A 19,087-nucleotide genomic window follows, 5' to 3' on the forward strand; every position below is an offset into this window, starting at 1 on the left:
AAGGGCCGCAGGGGGAATTAATAGCGGGACGGCGTACCTTCTGGCCGCGTTTTAAAGCGGCGGTGCAGCCACATGTACTGCTCCGGTGCGAGCATAATGCATTTCTCGACAATGCCGTTCATCCAGCGTGCGGTGGTTTCAGCATCATCCAGTGGAGGCGCCAGTTCGGGCTCCAGCATAATCAATTCGTAACCCGAACCATCCGGTTTGCGGCGCGGAACAAAAGGGACGATGGCGGCTTTGGACATGCGTGCCAGCATCCAGGTGCCCGTGGTGGTGGCCGCCTCTTCAACGGCAAAGAACGGAACAAATACGCTGGATTGCGGGCCGTAGTCGTGATCGGGGGCATACCAGACTACTTCACCTGATTTGAGGGCGCGGATCATACCCTTCAGATCCTTACGGTCGATCATGCTTTTGTTGGACCGCATACGGCCATTGGTCTGGATCAGATCAATAACCGGGTTGTCGTTTGGACGATAAACCCCAATGCCGGGCGCCTGCATACCGAACATACGGGCGCCGATTTCCAGGGTCAGAAAGTGTACGCCAATCAGCAGCACGCCCGTCTGATTCGCCTGCAGCGAATGTACCGGCTCCATCCCCGTACCGGCAACGACGCTCCAGCGTGCCATGCGTTTGTCCGGCCAGAACCACGCCATTCCTGTTTCCATCAGCCCCATGCCGACAGACTCAAAATTCCTGGTCACCATGTCATGACGTTCAGCCTCGCTCATGTCCGGAAAGCACAGTTCAAGGTTGCGGTAGGCAATTCTGGCGCGACGCTTCATAAACATTTGCGCAAGACGACCCAGGTTTTTGCCCAGACGGAAAATAACCGGGTAGGGGAGTTGGACCAGAAGCCATAAAAAGCCAATGCCAAGCCAGGTCAACCAATAGCGAGGATGCAAAAGGGTGACGGTAAATTTCGGTAATTGGGTCATGTCGGTCCTGTTTTCTAACGTCCTGAAGGTCTTAGTGTCTCATTTTTTACTACATAGCCAAAATGTCTGATGTCGAAACGCGCGCTAATGCAGCAAATGTTATGACGCATAGTTCAGGCTGACAGAAATGTAGCGTAAATTGTGTGGATGTAAATTGTTATTGTTTGCTATATCATGCCGACCGATTTTCCTTTCTCAATAACGATTGCAGGACTTGTACACCATGCCAGTGTTACACAACCGCGTATCGAATGAGATGTTGAAAGCGCGTATGTTGGCTGAAACCGAACCGCGCACGACCATCTCATTCTATAAATACTTCACGATCAACGATCCGCAAGCGACCCGCGATGAGCTCTATAAAGCCTTCACCGCGCTGAACGTCTTTGGGCGCGTCTATCTGGCGCGTGAAGGTATCAACGCCCAGATCAGCATCCCGGAAAGCAACGTGAGCGCCTTCCGCGATTTTCTTTACGGCTTCGATCCGGCGCTGAACGGCTTACGCCTGAACATCGCCCTGGACGATGACGGTAAATCATTCTGGGTGCTGCGTATGAAAGTGCGTGAGCGCATCGTGGCAGACGGCATTGACGACCCGGCCTTCAACCCGGCCGACGTGGGGGAATACCTGAAGGCGGCGGAAGTCAATGCGATGCTTGATGACCCTGACGCGGTATTCATCGATATGCGTAACCACTACGAATATGAAGTGGGCCATTTCGAGAACGCAATGGAAATCCCGGCCGACACCTTCCGCGAGCAACTGCCGAAAGCGGTTGAGATGATGCAGGAACATAAAGATAAGAAAATCGTTATGTACTGCACCGGCGGTATTCGCTGCGAAAAAGCCAGCGCGTGGATGAAACATAACGGATTTAATAAGGTCTGGCATATCGAAGGCGGTATCATCGAGTATGCCCGCCGTGCCCGTGAGCAGGGGTTACCGGTGCGTTTTATCGGTAAAAACTTTGTCTTTGACGAGCGAATGGGTGAGCGTATTTCAGAAGACGTGATTGCCCATTGCCACCAGTGCGGCGCACCGTGCGATACCCACACCAACTGCAAAAATGACGGTTGTCATCTGCTGTTTATTCAGTGCCCGGCGTGCGCAGAGAAATTTAACGGCTGCTGTAGCGAACTGTGCAGTGAAGAGAGCATGCTGCCGGAAGAGGAGCAGCGCCGCCGTCGTGCGGGACGTGAAAACGGCAATAAGATTTTTAATAAATCCCGTGGCCGCCTGAATACCAAACTGGGTATTCCTGACCCGGAATGATAATGACGCCCGGCAACGTCAAACCCTGCCGGGCGTGTTTATTATGCCTTCTGCTGAACACCTTCAACGGAAATAATCAGTTCTACGTCCTGAGACGCCGGACCCAAATCCGTGGTGATATTAAAATCTTTCAGATGAATTTTCCCTGCGGCTTCAAAACCTGCGCGTTTGCCACCCCACGGATCGTCACCCTGGCCGAGTAATTTGGCTTCCAGGGTCACCGGTTTCGTGACGCCATTGAGCGTGAGATTACCGGTAATATTCAGCTTCTCACCTTCTTTCTTCACCTCGGTCGACGTAAAGGTCGCCTGTGGGAATTTTGATACATTCAGGAATTCCGCACTACGCAAATGTTTATCGCGCTCTGCATGGTTGGTGTCGACGCTATTCGTATTAATGGTCACATTGACCTTATCGGCGGCAGGATTTTTATCGTCAAAGGTGAATGTGCCGTCAAAATCTTTAAAGGTACCGTACAGCCAGCTATAACCGAGGTGCTGAATACGGAAATTGACGAAAGCATGCTGGCCTTCTTTATCAATTTTATAATCAGCCGCCACGGCAGAACCGGTGGTGAATAACAGAGAACCTAATGCGATACCCAGCAGGTGTTTTTTCATTTTATGCTCCAGAGTCAACTGACGAACGGCCAAGCATGCGCTTTAACGTATCGTCTTTATCGATGAAATGGTGTTTAAGGGCGGCAAGCCCGTGCAGGACAGACAGGATCACCACGCTCCACGCGAGCCAGAGATGCACCACGCCTGCGGTATCGGCCTGAACCCCTGCGTCAGAGAGCGTGGCCGGAACCTCAAACAGGCCAAAGACGTTAATCGGCTTGCCGTCTGCAGTGGAAATGAGATACCCGCTAATCAGAATGGCGAACAGCAGGATATAGAGCGTAACGTGCGCGGCAACCGCGCTGACACGCGTTAATTTACTGTGGGTTTTGGGCGCGGCGGGCGGCGGGGAAATGTGACGCCAGATCACGCGAATAACCAACGTCATCATCAGCAGGATGCCGATGCTTTTATGCAGTTCTGGTGCCTGGTGATACCAGCCATCGTAATAACTGAGCGTCACCATCCACAGACCCAGTCCGAACATTGCATAAACGGTAAGAGCAACTATCCAGTGTAAACACATGGATATTATTCCGTAGCGCTGAGAGGAGTTACGCAATTGCATCAGAATGACCATTCGAAGAAAAACAGAATAGTAAAAATGAACGGGAATAAATGATATTGCAACTGAAATAATTGAATATAGATTTTTATTTTATTTATTTCAGCGGTTTTGAAAATGATCCGCAAATGTAATTCAATCACTTCGTGCAAGGCGCAATAAGCAGCAAGCAAAAGATTAAGCTAACCTAAAGTAATGTCAGTAATTGTCAGCTTCACTTTTCAGTAAAATACAATGTAAATAATATCAATGAGTGCCAGCAGCACCCATAATAAAATATAGAGCATAAAATGCTCACGAATGTTATTGATAAGAAAGCCAACGATCCTGCGCATAATGTCCCGTTTTCAGTCTGGAAAACGGGTTCCGGACGTCCGAAACCCGCGGCGGATTATCTGCTAAAACGCGAAAGTGAGAAGGGGGTGAGATCAAACTGCGGTGCGATCCCCTGGGCAAACTGCGCAGCGATTTCGCCCAGCACGGAGGCGAACTTGAAGCCATGACCGCTGAGGCCGGTGATGAGTAGCGTGTTGTCATGCCCCGGCAGGGTATCAATGATGAAGTCTTCGTCCGGCGTGTTGTCGTAGGTGCAGGCAGCACCATACAGTAAACCGCCTACGCCCGGCAGGATATTGCGCAGGAAGGTAAACGCTTCGGATCCATCCTGTGGGTATGCGCCGAACGGTTTACGCTCTTCAGGGGAGGAGATCGCCTGCCCGCCATTGTGTTTTCCGATTTTGAGCGCGTCTTTCTCAGACGGGAAGCCGTAAAACTGATCGCCGCTCGGTAACTCCCCGGTAAATGCCGGGAATTTATTCTGTGCGCTGTAACGGCCATCCGACTGGAACCAGGAGAAGACCTTGCGCACCGGCTGAACAGGCAGATCGGGCAGCAGACGTGTGACCCAGGTGCCTGCGCTAATCAGCAGACGGGACGCTGAATATTCTCCGTCCGCAGTGGTGACCGTAACGCCGTCAGCGTGATGAGTGAGGGATTCCACCGGGCAGTTGAAGAGCTGAGCGCAGCCCGCTTTTTCCGCAAGATCGATCCAGGTTTTGATGGCCGTTTCACTGTGCAAGACCCCGGAGTTGGCCTCAAACAGGCCGATATAATCGTCCGGGACGGCAATCTCTGGCCAACGGGCCATGATGCCTGCCGCGTCCAGCTTCTCCACATCAAGATTAAACGCTTTCGCACTCCGTTCAACGTTGGCCAGAAAATCAGAGCGGGCAGGGCCCAGGTTGATGATGCCCGTGCGTTCGAAAATGCGTTCTTCCGTCAGCTTCGCCAGTTCATCCCATAGCGTCTGGGCGCGAAGCACCAGCGGAACATAGCGCTCGCCTTCACCATAGGCGTGGCGAATAAGCCGGGTGTCGCCATGATGGCTGCCCTCTGCATGGGGAGGACGGTGGGCATCGATCATCAGGACCTTCAGACCCGCTTGCGTTGCGTAATAACCGGCGGCAGACCCCACGGATCCGCTACCAATAATGATTAAGTCGTATCTCATATCCATCTCTCGAACTCACGCTTTGTTAGCAGAGTAATTAACTATGCGGGCTGACACAAGGGAGAAATAAATAAGGCACCCGGAGGGTGCCTGTTGAGCGAAGAATAGGTATAAACCTAGTGCCGTTTATACTCATTTTCCTGATAGTCGCCAGATTCTATTTTGGCAATACCTGCCTCTAAAATAGAAATAAACTGACGGGCGACGTCTGTTGTAAGCCACAGCGTCTGTCCAACTTCCGCTTCTTCACGGTTGAGTTGATTCGGGGTCTGGTAGTGCAAACGCAGCATCAGCGCATCGTAGCTATCTACGGTACTGATATCCCAGCCAACAAGCGGATGGGTCTGGATGACTTCGCTATTCTTTTCCATTATAACCCCCTTAATGCGTGTTAGAAGACAACGGCTCCGAGGTTCAATGCATGTTTTTCTGAAAGCATCTTCAGTATACAAGTAATAAGGGTTCGCAAGGGAAAAATAAACAGTTGGCAACACATTTTTCTGCTTTTTAGGATTGTTCGAACAATAAAACACCACCTTGTTCACGATTTTTAAATTTGTTGCCGAATTAATTTGAACGAACCGGATTTCAGACGAAAAAAAGCCGGGGCGACCCGGCAAAAAAGAACAATGAGGGAGCAAGATTAATCTGTGATGAACCAGTCGTCGGCGCTTTCCCAGGTTTCCTGCAGGATTTCGCTGATACGGTCTTTATCTTCTTTCGCGCCGCCAATGACGGAGAGGTTGTTTGCCGCCGCATAACGAACCGTTACGGCACCAGCGTTGTCAGGGAAAGTACTGTTAATACGGCGGGATAATTCACCGGCCAGCGCATCAAGCGCGCCAGCAGGCAGAACGGTTGTTTTGGCTATGGTGACTTCAATACGCATAAATGCCCCCTGTGTAATATACTGTTTATTTATACAGGTATATTATGGGTTTGACAACAAGGGGCACTGTTTTTTTAGCGTTTTACCGTCCAGTTGACGGTTTCACCGGCAAGGAATGGGATGAGCGTGTCATCCGTCAGCGGAATGGCCTCGTCCACGCGGCTCTCTTTACGCTCCAGTTCAATGTACGTTTCGTTGACCGGCAGCCCGTAGAAGCGTGGTCCATTGAGCGAGCAGAACGCTTCAAAATGCTGCAGGGCATTCATCTCTTCAAACACGGTGGCGTAGCTGGCGAGTGCGGTAGGGGCGTTAAAGCAGCCTGCGCAACCGCAGCTGGCCTCTTTGCGGTGGCGTGCATGAGGCGCGGAGTCCGTGCCGAGGAAGGCGCGGGAGAAACCGCTGGCAACGAGTTCACGCAGCGCCTGCTGATGAACGTTACGCTTCAGGATAGGCAGGCAATAGAGATGCGGACGAACGCCGCCAACCAGCATGTGGTTGCGGTTAAACATCAGGTGCTGTGGCGTGATGGTGGCGGCAATCAGTTCATTGCCATCGCGGACATACTCTGCGGCATCTTTGGTGGTGATGTGTTCAAACACCACTTTAAGCGCAGGAAGACGCTGGCGCAGCGGCTCCATTACGGTTTCGATAAAGCGGGCTTCACGGTCGAAGATATCAATGTCGGCGTGGGTCACTTCACCGTGTACCAGCAGCGGCATGCCCAGTTTTTGCATGCGTTCCAGAACCGGCATGATGGCGTCAATACTGGTGACACCGTGGCTGGAGTTGGTGGTAGCGTTAGCCGGGTAGAGTTTCGCCGCGGTGAACACGCCTTCGTTAAAGCCGCGTTCCACTTCATTCGGATCGAGGGTGTCGGTCAGATAGCAGGTCATCAGCGGGGTGAAATCATGTCCTGCCGGCACGGCATCAAGAATGCGCTGGCGATAAGCCATAGCGGCATCAACGGTGGTGACTGGTGGAACCAGGTTAGGCATGACAATCGCGCGGCCATAAATTTCGCTGGTATACGGTACGACGGTTTTCAGCATATCGCCATCACGCAGATGGATATGCCAGTCGTCAGGGCGGCGGATTTTAAGAACCTGGGGTTGTGCAGTCATGGAAGCTCCGGCTTGTCAGGAATCAGTCATTAGGATGGCTGTTTTTGCCGGACACAAATCATAAGCGGAAACGTTTTCGTTTGCACACTTTTCCGTAAAAAAAAGGGCGCTTTTGCGCCCCTTCAGGTTAATCGGTGAATGGAATAACGATCTCTCCCGGTTTCACCTCGATGCCTTTGGCATATTTTTTCGCCAGCGCCTCACCCTTGCTCTTGTCTTCACTTAAGACATAGGCCGGCTGCTGGTTAAAGTAGTTGCGCAGGGACTGGTTCAGGTAGGGCATCAGGGTCTGCATCACCGGTTTCATCTTGTCCGGCGTGACGTCCGCGTCTACCACTTCCATCTCCTGCAGGAAGATGGCCCCTTTCTCTTTGTTAAAGACCGGCAGCGCCTTGAGCTTCAGCTTAATGTTGGCTTTCTGGTTACCGAAGAGAGAGGTCATAACGAGATTGGCATCCCCGGCGAGAGTGACTTTATTCGGCTCTTCGCGCCCAATCTGGCTGGTGAGGTTGCTGAGGACGATATGCGCATCGGCAAGCCCCGGCACACCAATGTCTTTTGAAAAGTTATTATGTTTTTCCAGCGCCTGATTAATTTCCTGCTCACTGACGGTGTATTGCGTAAGCTGGTTACAACCTACCAGCAGGCCGCTGACAATGAATGCGGCGGCAGTGACAATTTTTTTCATAGTGTTCCTCAACGAAAAATCGGCGCTACTGTCCTGTTACGCCAGTATGTCAGGGTGAAATAGCGGAAACCAGCAGAAAAAACTGATAATGGCGCCGGGAGAGGCCCCGCCGCAGGGAATATTATGCCCCAGGTTCGAGCATGCCGCTCGCGCTGCGCTTCTGGCTGAATTGCCACCACAGTGCAAGGAGCGTCATAAAGCCGACCACGCCGAGCATGACCCAGGGCAGTTCCGGCTGGCTTAGGGCTTTTCCGGCATCGAACAGCCAGCCGCCGCCGGCGTAACCCAATGCACCGCCAAAGGCCAGCCCCAGGCGGCTGAACCCCATATAGCTGCCGCGAGCGCGCGCGTCGGCAAGCGAGGCGCTCAGCGTTTCACGAGCCGGTTCGGCAATAATGGAGCCGATATAGAAGGTGCAAATCAGCGTAAACAGTTGCTGGAGCGAGTTCACCAGCCCGATGGGCATCATGCTGAGCGTCATCAATAACAGCCCGGCCATCAGGCGATGCTCCAGGCGAAAACGCCGTTCGCTCCAGCGGGCGATCGGGTAGAGCAGGGTCAGAGAGAGGCAGGCTTCTATGGCGTACATCCATTTCACGGCGGCCGGGGTGCCCGCAATGTCGTTTACCATGATCGGCAGCATCAGCATGACCTGAACGGCCAGCATGTAATACCCCGTCAGGGTCAGCACGTACGTAACAAAGCGTTTGTCTCGCAGCACGCGGCCAAGACCTTCGCGTACCGGGGCTTTGACCGTCGACAGTTTCCATGCCGGCAGAAACAGGGCATTAAAGAGCGCGCACAGAATAAAGAGCAGCGCACCCGCCGCGCAGACCAGACGGAAGTCATACTGCAACAGCCAGCTTCCCAGCAGGGCGCCAATCACCGCCCCGGCACTGTCCTGCATCATCAAAATTGAGAAGAAGCGTCCCCGGTGCTGCGGACGAATGAGTTTAACCACCAGCGCGGTGCGCGGCGGGTCAAACAGGGTGCCACCGATACCGGAGAGGAAGCAGGAAAACCACAGCAGCCACGGCTCCTGGGCAATTGCCATGGTGGCGAAGCCTGCCGCGCGTAGCAGCATGCCCGTCACGATCATCGGTTTGGCACCAAAGCGGTCGGCGATGGCGCCACCAAACACGCCCAGACCCTGCTGGACAAACTGGCGTAACCCGAGCGCGATACCGACCATCAGTGCCGCCCAGCCCATTTGATCGACAAAGCGGATCGAGATGAGGGGAAACACAACAAAAAAGCCGAGCACGACCAGCATGTTATCGACTAGCAGGAAATATTTACCCAGGCTCCTGGCCTGTGATACGCGGGACATTTTCCCTCCAGGGAAAACAGGATGGTGAGCACGCTAACATTCTGCGGTGTCGCCACGTTTTTTCCCACCCCCGCGCGTGACAATATTTTTTTATCAAAAGAGCGCTTTGATAGAGAGTTCTCATCGAAAAATGTGAAAAGAGGTCAAAATGGTATGTCACTGTTTTCACAGACGGCACAGGCGCAGGTATAGTAAAGCTAATGGGTAAGCAGAAGTGACGGGAAGGAGTGGTATCGATGTTTGGCTATCGCAGTAATGTGCCAAAAGTGCGTCTGACAACGGACAGGCTGGTTGTTCGTCTGGTGCACGAGCGTGATGCCTGGCGTCTGGCGGATTATTACGCCGAGAATCGCCAGTTTTTAAAACCCTGGGAACCCGTTCGGGATGAGAGCCACTGCTACCCTTCCGGCTGGCAGGCGCGCCTCAGCATGATTGCAGAATTCCACAAGCAGGGAAGCGCGTTCTATTTCGCGCTGCTGGATCCGGAGGAAAAAGAGATCATCGGCATTGCCAACTTTTCCAACGTGGTGCGCGGATCGTTTCACGCCTGCTACCTCGGCTACTCCATCGGCCAGAAATGGCAAGGGCAGGGGCTGATGTATGAGGCGCTAACGGTGGCGATCCGTTATATGCAGCGCACTCAACATATCCATCGCATTATGGCGAACTACATGCCACACAATCAGCGCAGCGGTAATTTGCTCGCGCGGTTGGGGTTTGAGAAAGAGGGGTACGCCAAAGATTATCTGCTGATAGACGGAGAGTGGCGCGACCACGTACTGACAGCATTAACCACCCGGGACTGGACGGCAGGCCGCTAAGGAGAAGAGATGAAATATCAGTTAAGCGCAACAGAAGCGCGTGTGATTGGCTGCCTGCTGGAAAAACAGGTCACCACGCCGGAACAGTATCCGCTCTCCGTCAATGCCGTGACGATGGCGTGTAACCAGAAAACCAACCGTGAGCCGGTGATGAATCTCGGCGAACATGAGGTGCAGGATATTCTCGATGAGCTGGTTAAACGCCATTACCTGCGCACGGTCAGCGGTTTCGGTAACCGCGTGACCAAGTACGAGCAGCGGTTTTGCAATTCTGAGTTCGGCGATCTGAAGCTGAGTGCCGCCGAGGTGGCGGTGATCACCACGCTGTTACTGCGCGGCGCGCAAACACCCGGTGAACTGCGCACCCGGGCCTCCCGCATGCATGAGTTCGCCGATATGCAGGAGGTTGAGCAGACCCTGGATGGGCTTGCCACCCGCGAGGATGGCCCTTACGTGGTACGTCTGGCGCGTGAGCCGGGGAAACGTGAAAGCCGCTATATGCACCTGTTTAGCGGTGAGGTTGATACGTCAACGGTGTTAGCAGATTCGGCTGCCCCCGCCGCGCATGACAGCCTCGCAGCACGCGTAGAGGCGCTGGAGGAAGAGGTGGCCGGGCTGAAACAACGCCTGGATGCATTGCTGGCACATTTAGGAGACTGACGGTGAAAAAATTACGCGTTGGCGTGGTAGGGCTGGGCGGTATTGCGCAAAAGGCCTGGCTGCCTGTGCTGGGGGCCGCGACGGACTGGACGCTGCAAGGGGCGTGGTCACCTACCCGCGAGAAGGCCGAGCGGATCTGCGAAACCTGGCGCATGCCGTATGCGGCATCGCTTCAGGATCTGGCGCGCGACTGCGATGCGGTCTTTGTGCACACCTCTACCGCCACCCATTATCAGGTGGTCAGCGAATTACTGAATGCCGGGGTCCACGTTTGTGTGGATAAACCCCTGGCGGAAAACATTCAGGATGCCGAACGGCTGATTGAACTCGCTGCGCGCAAAAAACTGACGCTGATGGTGGGCTTCAATCGCCGTTTTGCGCCGCTTTACCAGCAGTTGAAGGCCAAGTCTGGTGGGCTCGCGTCCCTGCGAATGGACAAGCATCGTACCGACAGCGTCGGACCGAACGATCTGCGCTTTACCCTTCTGGATGATTACCTGCACGTAGTAGATACGGCGCTCTGGCTAACCAACGGGCAAGCCCAGCTTAAAAGCGGCACCCTGTTGACCAACGATCAGGGCCAGATGGTTTACGCTGAGCACCATTTTGCTCTTGAGCATCTGCAGGTCACCACCAGCATGCATCGCCGGGCCGGCAGTCAGCGGGAGTCTGTGCAGGCGGTCACGGATGGTGCCCTGTATGACATTACCGACATGCGCGAATGGCGCGAAGAGAAAGGCAGCGGCGTGGTCACGCTACCGGCGCCTGGCTGGCAAAGCACCCTTGAGCAGCGCGGCTTTGACGGATGCGCCCGCCACTTTATCGCCTGTGTGCAAAATCAGACGGTTCCGGAAACATCCGGTGAGCAGGCCATCATGGCACAACGCATTGTTGAGCGGCTCTGGCGAGAGGCCATGAGCGAATAATTCTCTGTAACATCTGCCGATAGTAATTCCCTTAAATCCGGGTAGACTAAGCGCCGTTTGTTGGTTTCAATGGGTGGCGCTTTCGCTTACCCGTCCTGGAAATCCGTAGGGTTGTGGGAATTCTCATTAATGAACTTATTAAAATCGCTGGCGGCAGTCAGCTCGATGACCATGTTTTCCCGCGTGCTGGGTTTTGCGCGCGATGCGATTGTGGCAAGAGTATTTGGTGCAGGGATGGCAACGGACGCCTTTTTCGTCGCGTTCAAATTGCCGAATTTATTGCGTCGCATTTTTGCCGAGGGGGCATTTTCCCAGGCATTCGTTCCTATCCTGGCGGAATATAAAAGCAAGCAGGGTGAAGACGCTACGCGCGTGTTTGTCGCTTACGTTTCAGGCCTCCTGACGCTGGCCCTGGCGATCGTAACGGTGCTCGGGATGCTGGCTGCGCCCTGGGTGATTATGGTGACGGCACCCGGCTTTGCGGACTCGGCAGATAAATTTGCCCTGACCACTCAACTGCTGCGTATTACCTTTCCTTATATCCTGCTGATCTCCCTGGCCTCGCTGGTGGGGGCAATCCTCAATACCTGGAACCGTTTTTCCGTTCCGGCCTTTGCGCCAACCTTCCTTAACATCAGCATGATTGGCTTTGCGCTGTTCGCCGCGCCCCATTTCAACCCGCCGGTGCTGGCGCTGGCCTGGGCGGTGACGGCGGGCGGCGTGTTGCAACTGGCGTATCAGCTGCCGCATCTAAAGAAAATCGGCATGCTGGTTCTGCCGCGAATTAATTTCCGTGACGCCGGTGCGATGCGCGTGATTAAGCAGATGGGGCCTGCCATTCTCGGGGTTTCGGTTAGCCAGATCTCGCTTATCATCAACACTATCTTCGCCTCTTTCCTCAAATCCGGTTCCGTTTCGTGGATGTACTACGCGGACCGTTTGATGGAGTTTCCCTCCGGGGTGTTGGGGGTGGCGCTGGGGACCATTCTCCTGCCGTCGCTGTCGAAAAGTTTTGCCAGCGGAAACCATGACGAATATTGCCGTCTGATGGACTGGGGGCTGCGTCTCTGCTTCCTGCTGGCGCTGCCGAGTGCGGTAGCGCTGGGGATCCTCGCGCAGCCGCTGACCGTTTCCCTGTTCCAGTACGGCAAATTCACCGCTTTTGACGCGTCGATGACGCAGCAGGCGCTGATTGCCTATTCGGTGGGGCTGATGGGGCTGATCGTCGTTAAAGTGCTGGCACCAGGGTTCTACTCGCGCCAGGACATCAAAACGCCGGTGAAAATTGCCATTGTGACGCTGATTATGACTCAGCTGATGAACCTGGCCTTTATTGGCCCGCTGAAGCACGCCGGTCTAGCCTTGTCTATTGGTCTTGCGGCCTGTCTCAACGCCGGGCTGTTGTACTGGCAGTTGCGTAAGCAGGATATCTTCACGCCGCAGCCGGGCTGGAAAAGCTTCTTTGTGCGTCTGATCGTTGCGGTGCTGGTTATGGCTGCGGCGTTGCTTGGCATGCTGCATGTCATGCCGGAATGGTCGCAGGGCACCATGCTTCACCGTCTGATGCGGCTGATGGCCGTTGTGGGTGTTGGGGTTGTGGCCTACTTTGCGACGCTCGCGGTGCTGGGCTTCAAAGTGAAAGAGTTTGCCCGCCGTACTGCATAAACGCCAAAAGGGGAGTTCACCTTAGGGTGCTCCCCGCTGCCTGATTTGTCGCCAGGGCTTCAAATCGAAATCTTTTTCCCGCCCGTGACACGTGCCGTTGATGTTTGACCATCCGCACCGTACAGCCCGGGCTCTTTATGCGGCTTTAACACCTCAAGCGCTTGCTGATTACGCTCAATCTGGCCTTCCAGCAGCCAGCCGTTGTGCTGATTGAGATGGCGCAGATGCTGGGTTTTTTCTGTAATGGTCTGCCAGCGTTCTACAATATCGTCATTCGCACTGCGCTTAGGATCTTGCTCAGCGCGACGCTGTTGTTCCAGATAATCCAGCGTCGCCAGAAGCGAACTTTTATCTTCCGTAATACGCTGCAACGCGCTGCCGTTGATCTGACCGGAAGAGAGGTGCTGTTGCTCCGCGTCCATGACCGTTTTCAGGTCGTTCAGGACAACCGTCATTTGATCCAGTATTTCTGACAGTCGACTCATACGGTTAGTTACTCTGTAAGAAACTCTGTGCTTCCTGAATCAGGGCGTCAGCAATTTTGCTGGTATCCATCTTCAGCTCACCATTACGAATAGCCGTTTTCAGCGCTTCCACGCGTTCCATATTGATATCGCTGCTGCCTGGCTGCATCAGTTTTGCCTGAGCATCGCTCAGGGTGACGCTGGTGCTGTTGGACGTTGACGGTTTTTCCACACGCGTTTTCTGCGGCGTGGCGTCATTCGTTTCGCGAGGCTGTACAGCGCTTACCGGCTTCAGGGCTGATGTACGATCAATGCTCATAGTGTTGTCCTCATCGAGGGTTCGCGGCGTTGGCGCCTGACATCATCATTAGTTGATTATTTATCGGCAGTCGCAGCGATTTCTTTAAAAAGATTATAGGTTAATCAGAATATTCCCATCAGAATCGACGGTTCCGCTAACCACCTGGCCTGAGGACATCCTGACGCGGGCATTTTGCGCCACCGCGGCATTGTTTAATGCCTTCCCTTCACTGTTTATCTGAAAACCATCGCCGTTGGCCACCACCATCACCTGCTGACCCGCTTTAACCCGCCATGCCTGACGCAGCATGGAGAGCTGTATCGGCTGGCCTGGCGCGACATCACGCAGGCTGACGGCATCCTGTGCCTGGTTAATGTCAAGCATGGTGCGCGGCGGAAGCTGATCCAGACGACCGCGTTTCAGAGTCACGCTGCTGGCGTGCAACATGCTGCCGCGAGCAATGGGAACGGCGGCCACAACATAATTGCCCGTCGCCTGTACCGCAACCTGTAAATAGCGTTTTTCACCCGGACAGCGCGCCAGCACGTTCACGTTCCCCCACAGTTTTGTGGTGCCCGTTACGCTGAACGACGGCTGCTCACAGGAGGGATAGAGATTAGGTGGCGTGCGCACGGTGACGTTGACTTCATCGCTAAAGCCCGCCAGTTGCTGAGCAAAGAAAGCCGTCAGTTGATCCTGTACTTCAGCCTGTACCAGGGGGCTGAAAAGCAGGGCCGTAGCCACCAGGCCGCGTTTTAACGTTTGCATCGCACATTCCACCGTTACCCGAATTGAGAGGATTCTACCTGCAGTGGTTTTGCATCAACGGAATAAATAGCGACGCATTTTGCGCTTATTCCGTCGATAGGGGTGACGGGGTGAGATTTAAGCTGTGAACTGAAATTTTGCCATCAGCGGAGGAGACATGCTCGATAAACTCGACGCCGCGTTACGTTTTCAGCAGGAAGCGCTCAATTTACGCGCCCAGCGGCAGGAGATTTTAGCCGCCAATATTGCCAACGCCGATACGCCAGGGTATCAGGCGCGCGATATTGATTTTTCCAGTGAGCTTAAAAAAGTGATGGAGCGTGGACGTGCAGAAGGGAGCGGTGTCGCGCTCGCTCTGACCTCCTCACGCCATATTCCTGCTCAGGCGATGACGGCGCCCACGACCGATTTACTTTATCGCATTCCCGACCAGCCTTCACTCGACGGTAACACCGTGGATATGGACCGGGAGCGTACGCAGTTTGCCGATAACAGCCTGAAATACCAGATGGGCCTGACCGTACTCGGCGGACAGATCAAAGGCATGATGAACGTCCTGCAGGGGGGCAACGGATAAATGGCCTTGCTGAATATTTTCGATATCGCCGGCTCGGCGTTAACCGCGCAGTCCAAGCGCCTGAACGTGGCTGCCAGTAACCTGGCGAACGCCGACAGCGTGACCGGACCTGACGGACAGCCTTATCGTGCAAAGCAGGTGGTGTTCCAGGTGGATGCTGCACCAGGCGCGGCGACGGGCGGGGTGAAAGTCTCTGACGTGGTGGAAAGCCAGGCACCGGACAAGCTGGTATATGAGCCCGGCAACCCGCTGGCGGATGCGAATGGCTACGTGAAAATGCCAAACGTGGATGTGGTGGGGGAGATGGTGAACTCCATGTCCGCCTCACGTAGCTACCAGGCAAACGTCGAAGTGCTTAATACCGTGAAGAGCATGATGCTCAAAACCCTCACTCTCGGCCAGTAAAGGAGACATGCATGTCCATCGCCGTTAATGTGAATGATCCAACGAACTCGGGCGTCAGTGGCGCCAAAAGTTCGACGGGTTCCAGCTCCCTGACGGGAAGTAACGCCTCCGATCTGCAAAGCAGCTTTCTGACGCTGCTGGTGGCACAGCTGAAGAACCAGGATCCCACCAACCCCATGCAGAACAACGAACTGACCACGCAGCTTGCGCAAATCAGTACCGTCAGCGGCATTGAGAAACTCAATACCACCCTCGGCTCTGTTTCCGGGCAAATTGATAACAGCCAGTCCCTGCAGGCTGCGAGCCTGATTGGTCACGGGGTGATGATCCCGGGCACCACGATCCTGGCGGGCACCAGCACCACCGAAGGCAACACGACCACCACCACCACGCCGTTTGGCGTTGAGCTGCAGCAGGCGGCCGACAAAGTCACCGCGACGATCACCGACGCTACCGGCGCCGTGGTTCGCACGATTGATATCGGCGAACTGAAGGCGGGCGTTCATACCTTTACCTGGGATGGCAGCCTGGCCGACGGCACCAAAGCGCCAAACGGTTCTTACAAAGTGGCAATCAGTGCCAGCAATGGCTCTACCCAGCTGGTGGCTCAGCCGCTGCAGTTTGCGCTGGTCCAGGGCGTCATTAAAGGTAGCGATGGCAACAAACTGGATTTGGGTACTTCTGGTACCACCACACTCGACGAAGTTCGGCAGATTATCTAAGCCTTAACACTTATCAGGAGTAAGTCATGGCCTTTTCTCAAGCGGTCAGCGGCCTGAATGCTGCGGCCACCAACCTGGATGTCATTGGCAACAACATCGCCAACTCCGCGACCTATGGTTTTAAATCCGGTTCTGCTTCATTTGCAGATATGTTTGCCGGTTCCAAAGTGGGTCTGGGGGTAAAAGTTGCAGGCATTACCCAGGACTTTACCGACGGCACCACCACCAATACCGGTCGTGGCCTGGACGTTGCCATCAGCCAGAACGGTTTCTTCCGTATGGTCGATGCTAACGGCTCGGTGTTCTACAGCCGTAACGGCCAGTTCAAGCTGGACGAAAACCGTAACCTGGTGAACATGCAGGGGATGCAATTAACCGGTTATCCGGTTGCCGGGACGCCATCAACGGTTCAGACCGGTGCGAACCCACAGCCTATTAATATCCCGACCACGCTGATGGCCGCGAAGGCCACCACCACGGCTTCCCAGCAGATTAACCTCAACTCCACCGATACCGCACCGACCACCGCCTTTGATCCGGCCAACCCGGATACTTACAACAAAAAAGGTACGGTCACCGTCTTTGACAGTCAGGGTAATGCGCACAACATGAACCTGTTTTACGTCAAAGATGCGACCCCGGCTAACTCCTGGAAAGTGTATGCCCAGGACGGTAGCGTGGCAGGCAGCACGGCCTCTCTCGCCACGACGCTGACCTTCAACAACAACGGTACGCTGATCGGCGGTGGCAACATCAACCTGACTACCGCGACCATTCCTGGTGCCACGCCTGCGACCTTCGCCATGAGTTTTGCGAACTCCATGCAGCAGAACACCGGTGCGAACAACATCGTTGGAACCAGCCAGAATGGTTTTAAACCGGGCGACCTGGTGAGCTACCAGATCAACGACGACGGCACCGTGGTCGGTAACTACTCCAACGAACAGACCCAGGTTCTGGGCCAGATCGTGCTGGCAAACTTCGCCAACAACGAAGGTCTGAAGTCTGAAGGTGACAACGTCTGGTCTGCCACGCAGTCCTCCGGCGTCGCGCTGCTGGGTACCGCGGGTTCTGGTAACTTCGGTACGCTGACCAACGGTGCGCTGGAAGCCTCTAACGTCGACCTGAGTAAAGAGCTGGTGAACATGATTGTCGCGCAACGTAACTATCAGTCGAACGCGCAGACCATCAAGACCCAGGATCAGATCCTCAACACGCTGGTTAACCTGCGTTAAGCGGCTAACAGGAAAGCGCAATGGATCACGCAATATATACCGCGATGGGCGCGGCAAGTCAGACGCTCAATCAGCAGGCCGTTACCGCCAGCAACCTGGCGAACGCCTCTACGCCGGGGTTCCGCGCACAGCTCAATGCGCTGCGTGCGGTGCCGGTAGAAGGGTTGTCCCTGCCGACGCGTACGCTGGTGACCGCCTCCACGCCGGGTGCAGACATGACGCCAGGGCAGATGGATTACACCGCCCGTCCGCTGGACGTTGCTCTGCAGCAGGACGGCTGGCTGGCCGTGCAAACGGCAGACGGCGGCGAAGGCTATACCCGCAACGGTAATATCCAGGTCAGTGCCACGGGCCAGTTGACGATTCAGGGGCACCCGGTAATGGGTGAAGCGGGTCCGTTGACGGTGCCGGAAGGCTCAGAGCTGACCATCGCCGCAGACGGTACCATCTCCGCCTTGAACCCGGGCGACCCGGCCAATACCGTTGCGCCCGTCGGGCGTCTGAAGCTGGTCAAAGCGGATGGCAAAGAGGTGCAGCGTGGTGATGACGGTATGTTCCGTCTGACCCAGGCGGCTCAGGCCACCCGTGGCGCCACGCTTCAGGCCGACCCGACCATTCGCGTGATGTCCGGTGTTCTGGAAGGCAGCAACGTCAAGCCGGTCGAGGCCATGACCGACATGATCGCCAGCGCCCGTCGTTTTGAAATGCAGATGAAGATTATCAGCAGCGTTGATGAAAACGCGGGCAAAGCTAACCAACTTCTGGCTATGAGTTAACAGGACTCCCTATGATCAGTTCTTTATGGATCGCGAAAACTGGCCTGGACGCGCAGCAAACCAATATGGATGTGATTGCCAACAACCTGGCAAACGTCAGCACCAATGGTTTCAAGCGTCAGCGTGCCGTTTTCGAAGATTTGCTTTACCAAACCATTCGTCAGCCGGGTGCACAGTCCTCTGAGCAAACCACGCTGCCGTCAGGTTTGCAGATCGGTACCGGTGTTCGTCCGGTCGCCACCGAGCGTCTGCACAGCCAGGGCAACCTGTCTCAGACCAACAACAGCAAAGACGTCGCCATTAAAGGCCAGGGTTTCTTCCAGGTGCAGTTGCCTGACGGGACCTCTGCCTATACCCGTGACGGCTCGTTCCAGGTCGATCAGAACGGCCAGCTGGTCACGGCCGGTGGTTTCCAGGTTCAGCCTGCTATCACGATCCCGGCGAATGCCCTGAGCATCACCATCGGGCGTGACGGCGTAGTGAGCGTCACCCAGCAGGGACAGGCCGCGCCTGTTCAGGTGGGGCAGCTCAACCTGACCACCTTCATGAACGATACCGGTCTGGAAAGCATTGGCGAGAACCTCTACACCGAAACGCAATCCTCCGGTACGCCGAATGAGAGCACCCCGGGCCTTAACGGGGCAGGGCTGCTGTATCAGGGTTATGTGGAAACCTCGAACGTGAACGTGGCGGAAGAGCTGGTGAATATGATCCAGGTCCAGCGCGCGTATGAAATTAACAGTAAAGCAGTGTCGACGACCGACCAGATGCTGCAGAAACTGACGCAACTCTAAGGTGCAGCCCGGTGCGGTGAACGCCGCACCGGC

The 19,087-nt window shown here is 54.9% G+C and carries 24 protein-coding genes; 11 read left to right on the forward strand and 13 right to left on the reverse strand.

The genetic code is table 11. From position 1 onward, the window contains the following. Nucleotides 1–17 precede the first annotated feature (17 nt). Nucleotides 18–944 (reverse strand): Kdo(2)-lipid IV(A) acyltransferase, encoded by a 927-nt coding sequence (locus ACOTZF_RS01250; protein WP_029881949.1) that lies wholly within the window; start codon nt 942–944, stop codon nt 18–20. Between the two features lie 223 nt (nt 945–1,167). Between ACOTZF_RS01250 and ACOTZF_RS01255 the strand changes: the two genes are divergently transcribed. Beyond that, complete coding sequence (locus ACOTZF_RS01255; RefSeq protein ID WP_013097157.1) at nt 1,168–2,217, forward strand: rhodanese-related sulfurtransferase; 1,050 nt, start codon at nt 1,168–1,170, stop codon at nt 2,215–2,217. 41 nt (nt 2,218–2,258) lie between these two features. Here the strand turns inward: ACOTZF_RS01255 and ACOTZF_RS01260 are convergent, their stop codons facing one another. The 9 genes from ACOTZF_RS01260 to mdtH all read right to left on the reverse strand — a co-directional run bounded on the left by ACOTZF_RS01260 (nt 2,259) and on the right by mdtH (nt 8,940). Beyond that, nucleotides 2,259–2,837: a YceI family protein gene (locus tag ACOTZF_RS01260; RefSeq protein ID WP_013097156.1), complete on the reverse strand. Its 579-nt coding sequence runs from the start codon at nt 2,835–2,837 to the stop codon at nt 2,259–2,261. 1 nt (nt 2,838) lies between these two features. Next, nucleotides 2,839–3,405 (reverse strand): cytochrome b, encoded by a 567-nt coding sequence (locus tag ACOTZF_RS01265; protein ID WP_028027945.1) that lies wholly within the window; start codon nt 3,403–3,405, stop codon nt 2,839–2,841. A 218-nt stretch (nt 3,406–3,623) separates the two neighbouring features. Continuing rightward, entirely contained in the window at nt 3,624–3,737 is a 114-nt protein-coding gene (locus tag ACOTZF_RS01270; protein ID WP_020689623.1) for a YceO family protein, read from the reverse strand. A 56-nt stretch (nt 3,738–3,793) separates the two neighbouring features. Further along, the gene (gene solA / locus ACOTZF_RS01275) at nt 3,794–4,912 is read right to left on the reverse strand and encodes an N-methyl-L-tryptophan oxidase (RefSeq protein ID WP_129252632.1); all 1,119 of its coding nucleotides are present in this window, start codon (nt 4,910–4,912) and stop codon (nt 3,794–3,796) included. A gap of 116 nt (nt 4,913–5,028) precedes the next feature. Next, on the reverse strand, nt 5,029–5,283 hold the full coding sequence (bssS, locus tag ACOTZF_RS01280; protein ID WP_008500827.1) for a biofilm formation regulator BssS: 255 nt from the start codon (nt 5,281–5,283) through the stop codon (nt 5,029–5,031). A 272-nt stretch (nt 5,284–5,555) separates the two neighbouring features. Continuing rightward, entirely contained in the window at nt 5,556–5,801 is a 246-nt protein-coding gene (gene dinI / locus ACOTZF_RS01285; protein ID WP_013097151.1) for a DNA damage-inducible protein I, read from the reverse strand. A gap of 74 nt (nt 5,802–5,875) precedes the next feature. After that, nucleotides 5,876–6,922: a dihydroorotase gene (gene pyrC / locus ACOTZF_RS01290; RefSeq protein WP_058680544.1), complete on the reverse strand. Its 1,047-nt coding sequence runs from the start codon at nt 6,920–6,922 to the stop codon at nt 5,876–5,878. A 127-nt stretch (nt 6,923–7,049) separates the two neighbouring features. Then, nucleotides 7,050–7,610, reverse strand: coding sequence for a lipoprotein (locus ACOTZF_RS01295; RefSeq protein WP_129317773.1), 561 nt, complete (start codon nt 7,608–7,610; stop codon nt 7,050–7,052). Between the two features lie 121 nt (nt 7,611–7,731). Then, complete coding sequence (mdtH, locus tag ACOTZF_RS01300) at nt 7,732–8,940, reverse strand: multidrug efflux MFS transporter MdtH (protein ID WP_023620180.1); 1,209 nt, start codon at nt 8,938–8,940, stop codon at nt 7,732–7,734. 236 nt (nt 8,941–9,176) lie between these two features. On the opposite strand from mdtH, the gene rimJ reads away from it, so the two are divergent. From rimJ to murJ, 4 genes are all read left to right on the forward strand, one after another. After that, nucleotides 9,177–9,761, forward strand: coding sequence for a ribosomal protein S5-alanine N-acetyltransferase (rimJ, locus tag ACOTZF_RS01305; protein WP_013097146.1), 585 nt, complete (start codon nt 9,177–9,179; stop codon nt 9,759–9,761). 9 nt (nt 9,762–9,770) lie between these two features. Beyond that, entirely contained in the window at nt 9,771–10,421 is a 651-nt protein-coding gene (locus ACOTZF_RS01310; RefSeq protein WP_013097145.1) for a YceH family protein, read from the forward strand. Between the two features lie 2 nt (nt 10,422–10,423). Beyond that, nucleotides 10,424–11,347, forward strand: coding sequence for a Gfo/Idh/MocA family protein (locus ACOTZF_RS01315; RefSeq protein WP_129317772.1), 924 nt, complete (start codon nt 10,424–10,426; stop codon nt 11,345–11,347). A 129-nt stretch (nt 11,348–11,476) separates the two neighbouring features. Beyond that, on the forward strand, nt 11,477–13,012 hold the full coding sequence (murJ, locus tag ACOTZF_RS01320) for a murein biosynthesis integral membrane protein MurJ (protein WP_129252636.1): 1,536 nt from the start codon (nt 11,477–11,479) through the stop codon (nt 13,010–13,012). A gap of 59 nt (nt 13,013–13,071) precedes the next feature. Here the strand turns inward: murJ and flgN are convergent, their stop codons facing one another. The 3 genes from flgN to flgA all read right to left on the reverse strand — a co-directional run bounded on the left by flgN (nt 13,072) and on the right by flgA (nt 14,545). Next, the gene (flgN, locus tag ACOTZF_RS01325) at nt 13,072–13,497 is read right to left on the reverse strand and encodes a flagella biosynthesis chaperone FlgN (RefSeq protein ID WP_028027944.1); all 426 of its coding nucleotides are present in this window, start codon (nt 13,495–13,497) and stop codon (nt 13,072–13,074) included. Between the two features lie 4 nt (nt 13,498–13,501). Then, nucleotides 13,502–13,795, reverse strand: a complete 294-nt coding sequence (gene flgM, locus ACOTZF_RS01330) for a flagellar biosynthesis anti-sigma factor FlgM (RefSeq protein ID WP_013097141.1) — start codon at nt 13,793–13,795, stop codon at nt 13,502–13,504. 93 nt (nt 13,796–13,888) lie between these two features. Further along, nucleotides 13,889–14,545, reverse strand: a complete 657-nt coding sequence (flgA, locus tag ACOTZF_RS01335; RefSeq protein WP_013097140.1) for a flagellar basal body P-ring formation chaperone FlgA — start codon at nt 14,543–14,545, stop codon at nt 13,889–13,891. Nucleotides 14,546–14,702: 157 nt separating this feature from the next. Here flgA and flgB point away from each other — a divergent pair, with 157 nt between their 5' ends. The 6 genes from flgB to flgG are packed head-to-tail and all read left to right on the forward strand — an operon-like array spanning nt 14,703 to nt 19,054. Next, complete coding sequence (gene flgB / locus ACOTZF_RS01340) at nt 14,703–15,122, forward strand: flagellar basal body rod protein FlgB (protein WP_013097139.1); 420 nt, start codon at nt 14,703–14,705, stop codon at nt 15,120–15,122. After that, the gene (gene flgC / locus ACOTZF_RS01345) at nt 15,123–15,527 is read left to right on the forward strand and encodes a flagellar basal body rod protein FlgC (RefSeq protein WP_013097138.1); all 405 of its coding nucleotides are present in this window, start codon (nt 15,123–15,125) and stop codon (nt 15,525–15,527) included. 11 nt (nt 15,528–15,538) lie between these two features. Beyond that, entirely contained in the window at nt 15,539–16,249 is a 711-nt protein-coding gene (gene flgD, locus ACOTZF_RS01350; protein ID WP_013097137.1) for a flagellar hook assembly protein FlgD, read from the forward strand. 26 nt (nt 16,250–16,275) lie between these two features. Continuing rightward, on the forward strand, nt 16,276–17,484 hold the full coding sequence (flgE, locus tag ACOTZF_RS01355) for a flagellar hook protein FlgE (RefSeq protein WP_013097136.1): 1,209 nt from the start codon (nt 16,276–16,278) through the stop codon (nt 17,482–17,484). Between the two features lie 20 nt (nt 17,485–17,504). After that, nucleotides 17,505–18,260 carry a flagellar basal body rod protein FlgF gene (locus ACOTZF_RS01360; RefSeq protein ID WP_013097135.1) on the forward strand — a complete coding sequence of 252 codons (756 nt, stop codon included), beginning with the start codon at nt 17,505–17,507 and terminating at the stop codon, nt 18,258–18,260. A gap of 11 nt (nt 18,261–18,271) precedes the next feature. Further along, entirely contained in the window at nt 18,272–19,054 is a 783-nt protein-coding gene (gene flgG, locus ACOTZF_RS01365) for a flagellar basal-body rod protein FlgG (RefSeq protein WP_008500810.1), read from the forward strand. The last annotated feature ends 33 nt before the right edge of the window (nt 19,055–19,087 follow it).

It is taken from the genome of Enterobacter cloacae complex sp. SHL021, from assembly GCF_049237765.1.
Classification (GTDB): domain Bacteria; phylum Pseudomonadota; class Gammaproteobacteria; order Enterobacterales; family Enterobacteriaceae; genus Enterobacter; species Enterobacter cloacae.

Coding starts and splice junctions, on each gene's coding strand:
- ACOTZF_RS01250 (WP_029881949.1), bottom strand. CDS start 944: ATGACCCAATTACCGAAATTTACCGTCACCCTTTTGCATCCTCGCTAT.
- ACOTZF_RS01255 (WP_013097157.1), top strand. CDS start 1,168: ATGCCAGTGTTACACAACCGCGTATCGAATGAGATGTTGAAAGCGCGT.
- ACOTZF_RS01260 (WP_013097156.1), bottom strand. CDS start 2,837: ATGAAAAAACACCTGCTGGGTATCGCATTAGGTTCTCTGTTATTCACC.
- ACOTZF_RS01265 (WP_028027945.1), bottom strand. CDS start 3,405: ATGCAATTGCGTAACTCCTCTCAGCGCTACGGAATAATATCCATGTGT.
- ACOTZF_RS01270 (WP_020689623.1), bottom strand. CDS start 3,737: ATGCGCAGGATCGTTGGCTTTCTTATCAATAACATTCGTGAGCATTTT.
- solA (WP_129252632.1), bottom strand. CDS start 4,912: ATGAGATACGACTTAATCATTATTGGTAGCGGATCCGTGGGGTCTGCC.
- bssS (WP_008500827.1), bottom strand. CDS start 5,283: ATGGAAAAGAATAGCGAAGTCATCCAGACCCATCCGCTTGTTGGCTGG.
- dinI (WP_013097151.1), bottom strand. CDS start 5,801: ATGCGTATTGAAGTCACCATAGCCAAAACAACCGTTCTGCCTGCTGGC.
- pyrC (WP_058680544.1), bottom strand. CDS start 6,922: ATGACTGCACAACCCCAGGTTCTTAAAATCCGCCGCCCTGACGACTGG.
- ACOTZF_RS01295 (WP_129317773.1), bottom strand. CDS start 7,610: ATGAAAAAAATTGTCACTGCCGCCGCATTCATTGTCAGCGGCCTGCTG.
- mdtH (WP_023620180.1), bottom strand. CDS start 8,940: ATGTCCCGCGTATCACAGGCCAGGAGCCTGGGTAAATATTTCCTGCTA.
- rimJ (WP_013097146.1), top strand. CDS start 9,177: ATGTTTGGCTATCGCAGTAATGTGCCAAAAGTGCGTCTGACAACGGAC.
- ACOTZF_RS01310 (WP_013097145.1), top strand. CDS start 9,771: ATGAAATATCAGTTAAGCGCAACAGAAGCGCGTGTGATTGGCTGCCTG.
- murJ (WP_129252636.1), top strand. CDS start 11,477: ATGAACTTATTAAAATCGCTGGCGGCAGTCAGCTCGATGACCATGTTT.
- flgN (WP_028027944.1), bottom strand. CDS start 13,497: ATGAGTCGACTGTCAGAAATACTGGATCAAATGACGGTTGTCCTGAAC.
- flgM (WP_013097141.1), bottom strand. CDS start 13,795: ATGAGCATTGATCGTACATCAGCCCTGAAGCCGGTAAGCGCTGTACAG.
- flgA (WP_013097140.1), bottom strand. CDS start 14,545: ATGCAAACGTTAAAACGCGGCCTGGTGGCTACGGCCCTGCTTTTCAGC.
- flgB (WP_013097139.1), top strand. CDS start 14,703: ATGCTCGATAAACTCGACGCCGCGTTACGTTTTCAGCAGGAAGCGCTC.
- flgC (WP_013097138.1), top strand. CDS start 15,123: ATGGCCTTGCTGAATATTTTCGATATCGCCGGCTCGGCGTTAACCGCG.
- flgD (WP_013097137.1), top strand. CDS start 15,539: ATGTCCATCGCCGTTAATGTGAATGATCCAACGAACTCGGGCGTCAGT.
- flgE (WP_013097136.1), top strand. CDS start 16,276: ATGGCCTTTTCTCAAGCGGTCAGCGGCCTGAATGCTGCGGCCACCAAC.
- ACOTZF_RS01360 (WP_013097135.1), top strand. CDS start 17,505: ATGGATCACGCAATATATACCGCGATGGGCGCGGCAAGTCAGACGCTC.
- flgG (WP_008500810.1), top strand. CDS start 18,272: ATGATCAGTTCTTTATGGATCGCGAAAACTGGCCTGGACGCGCAGCAA.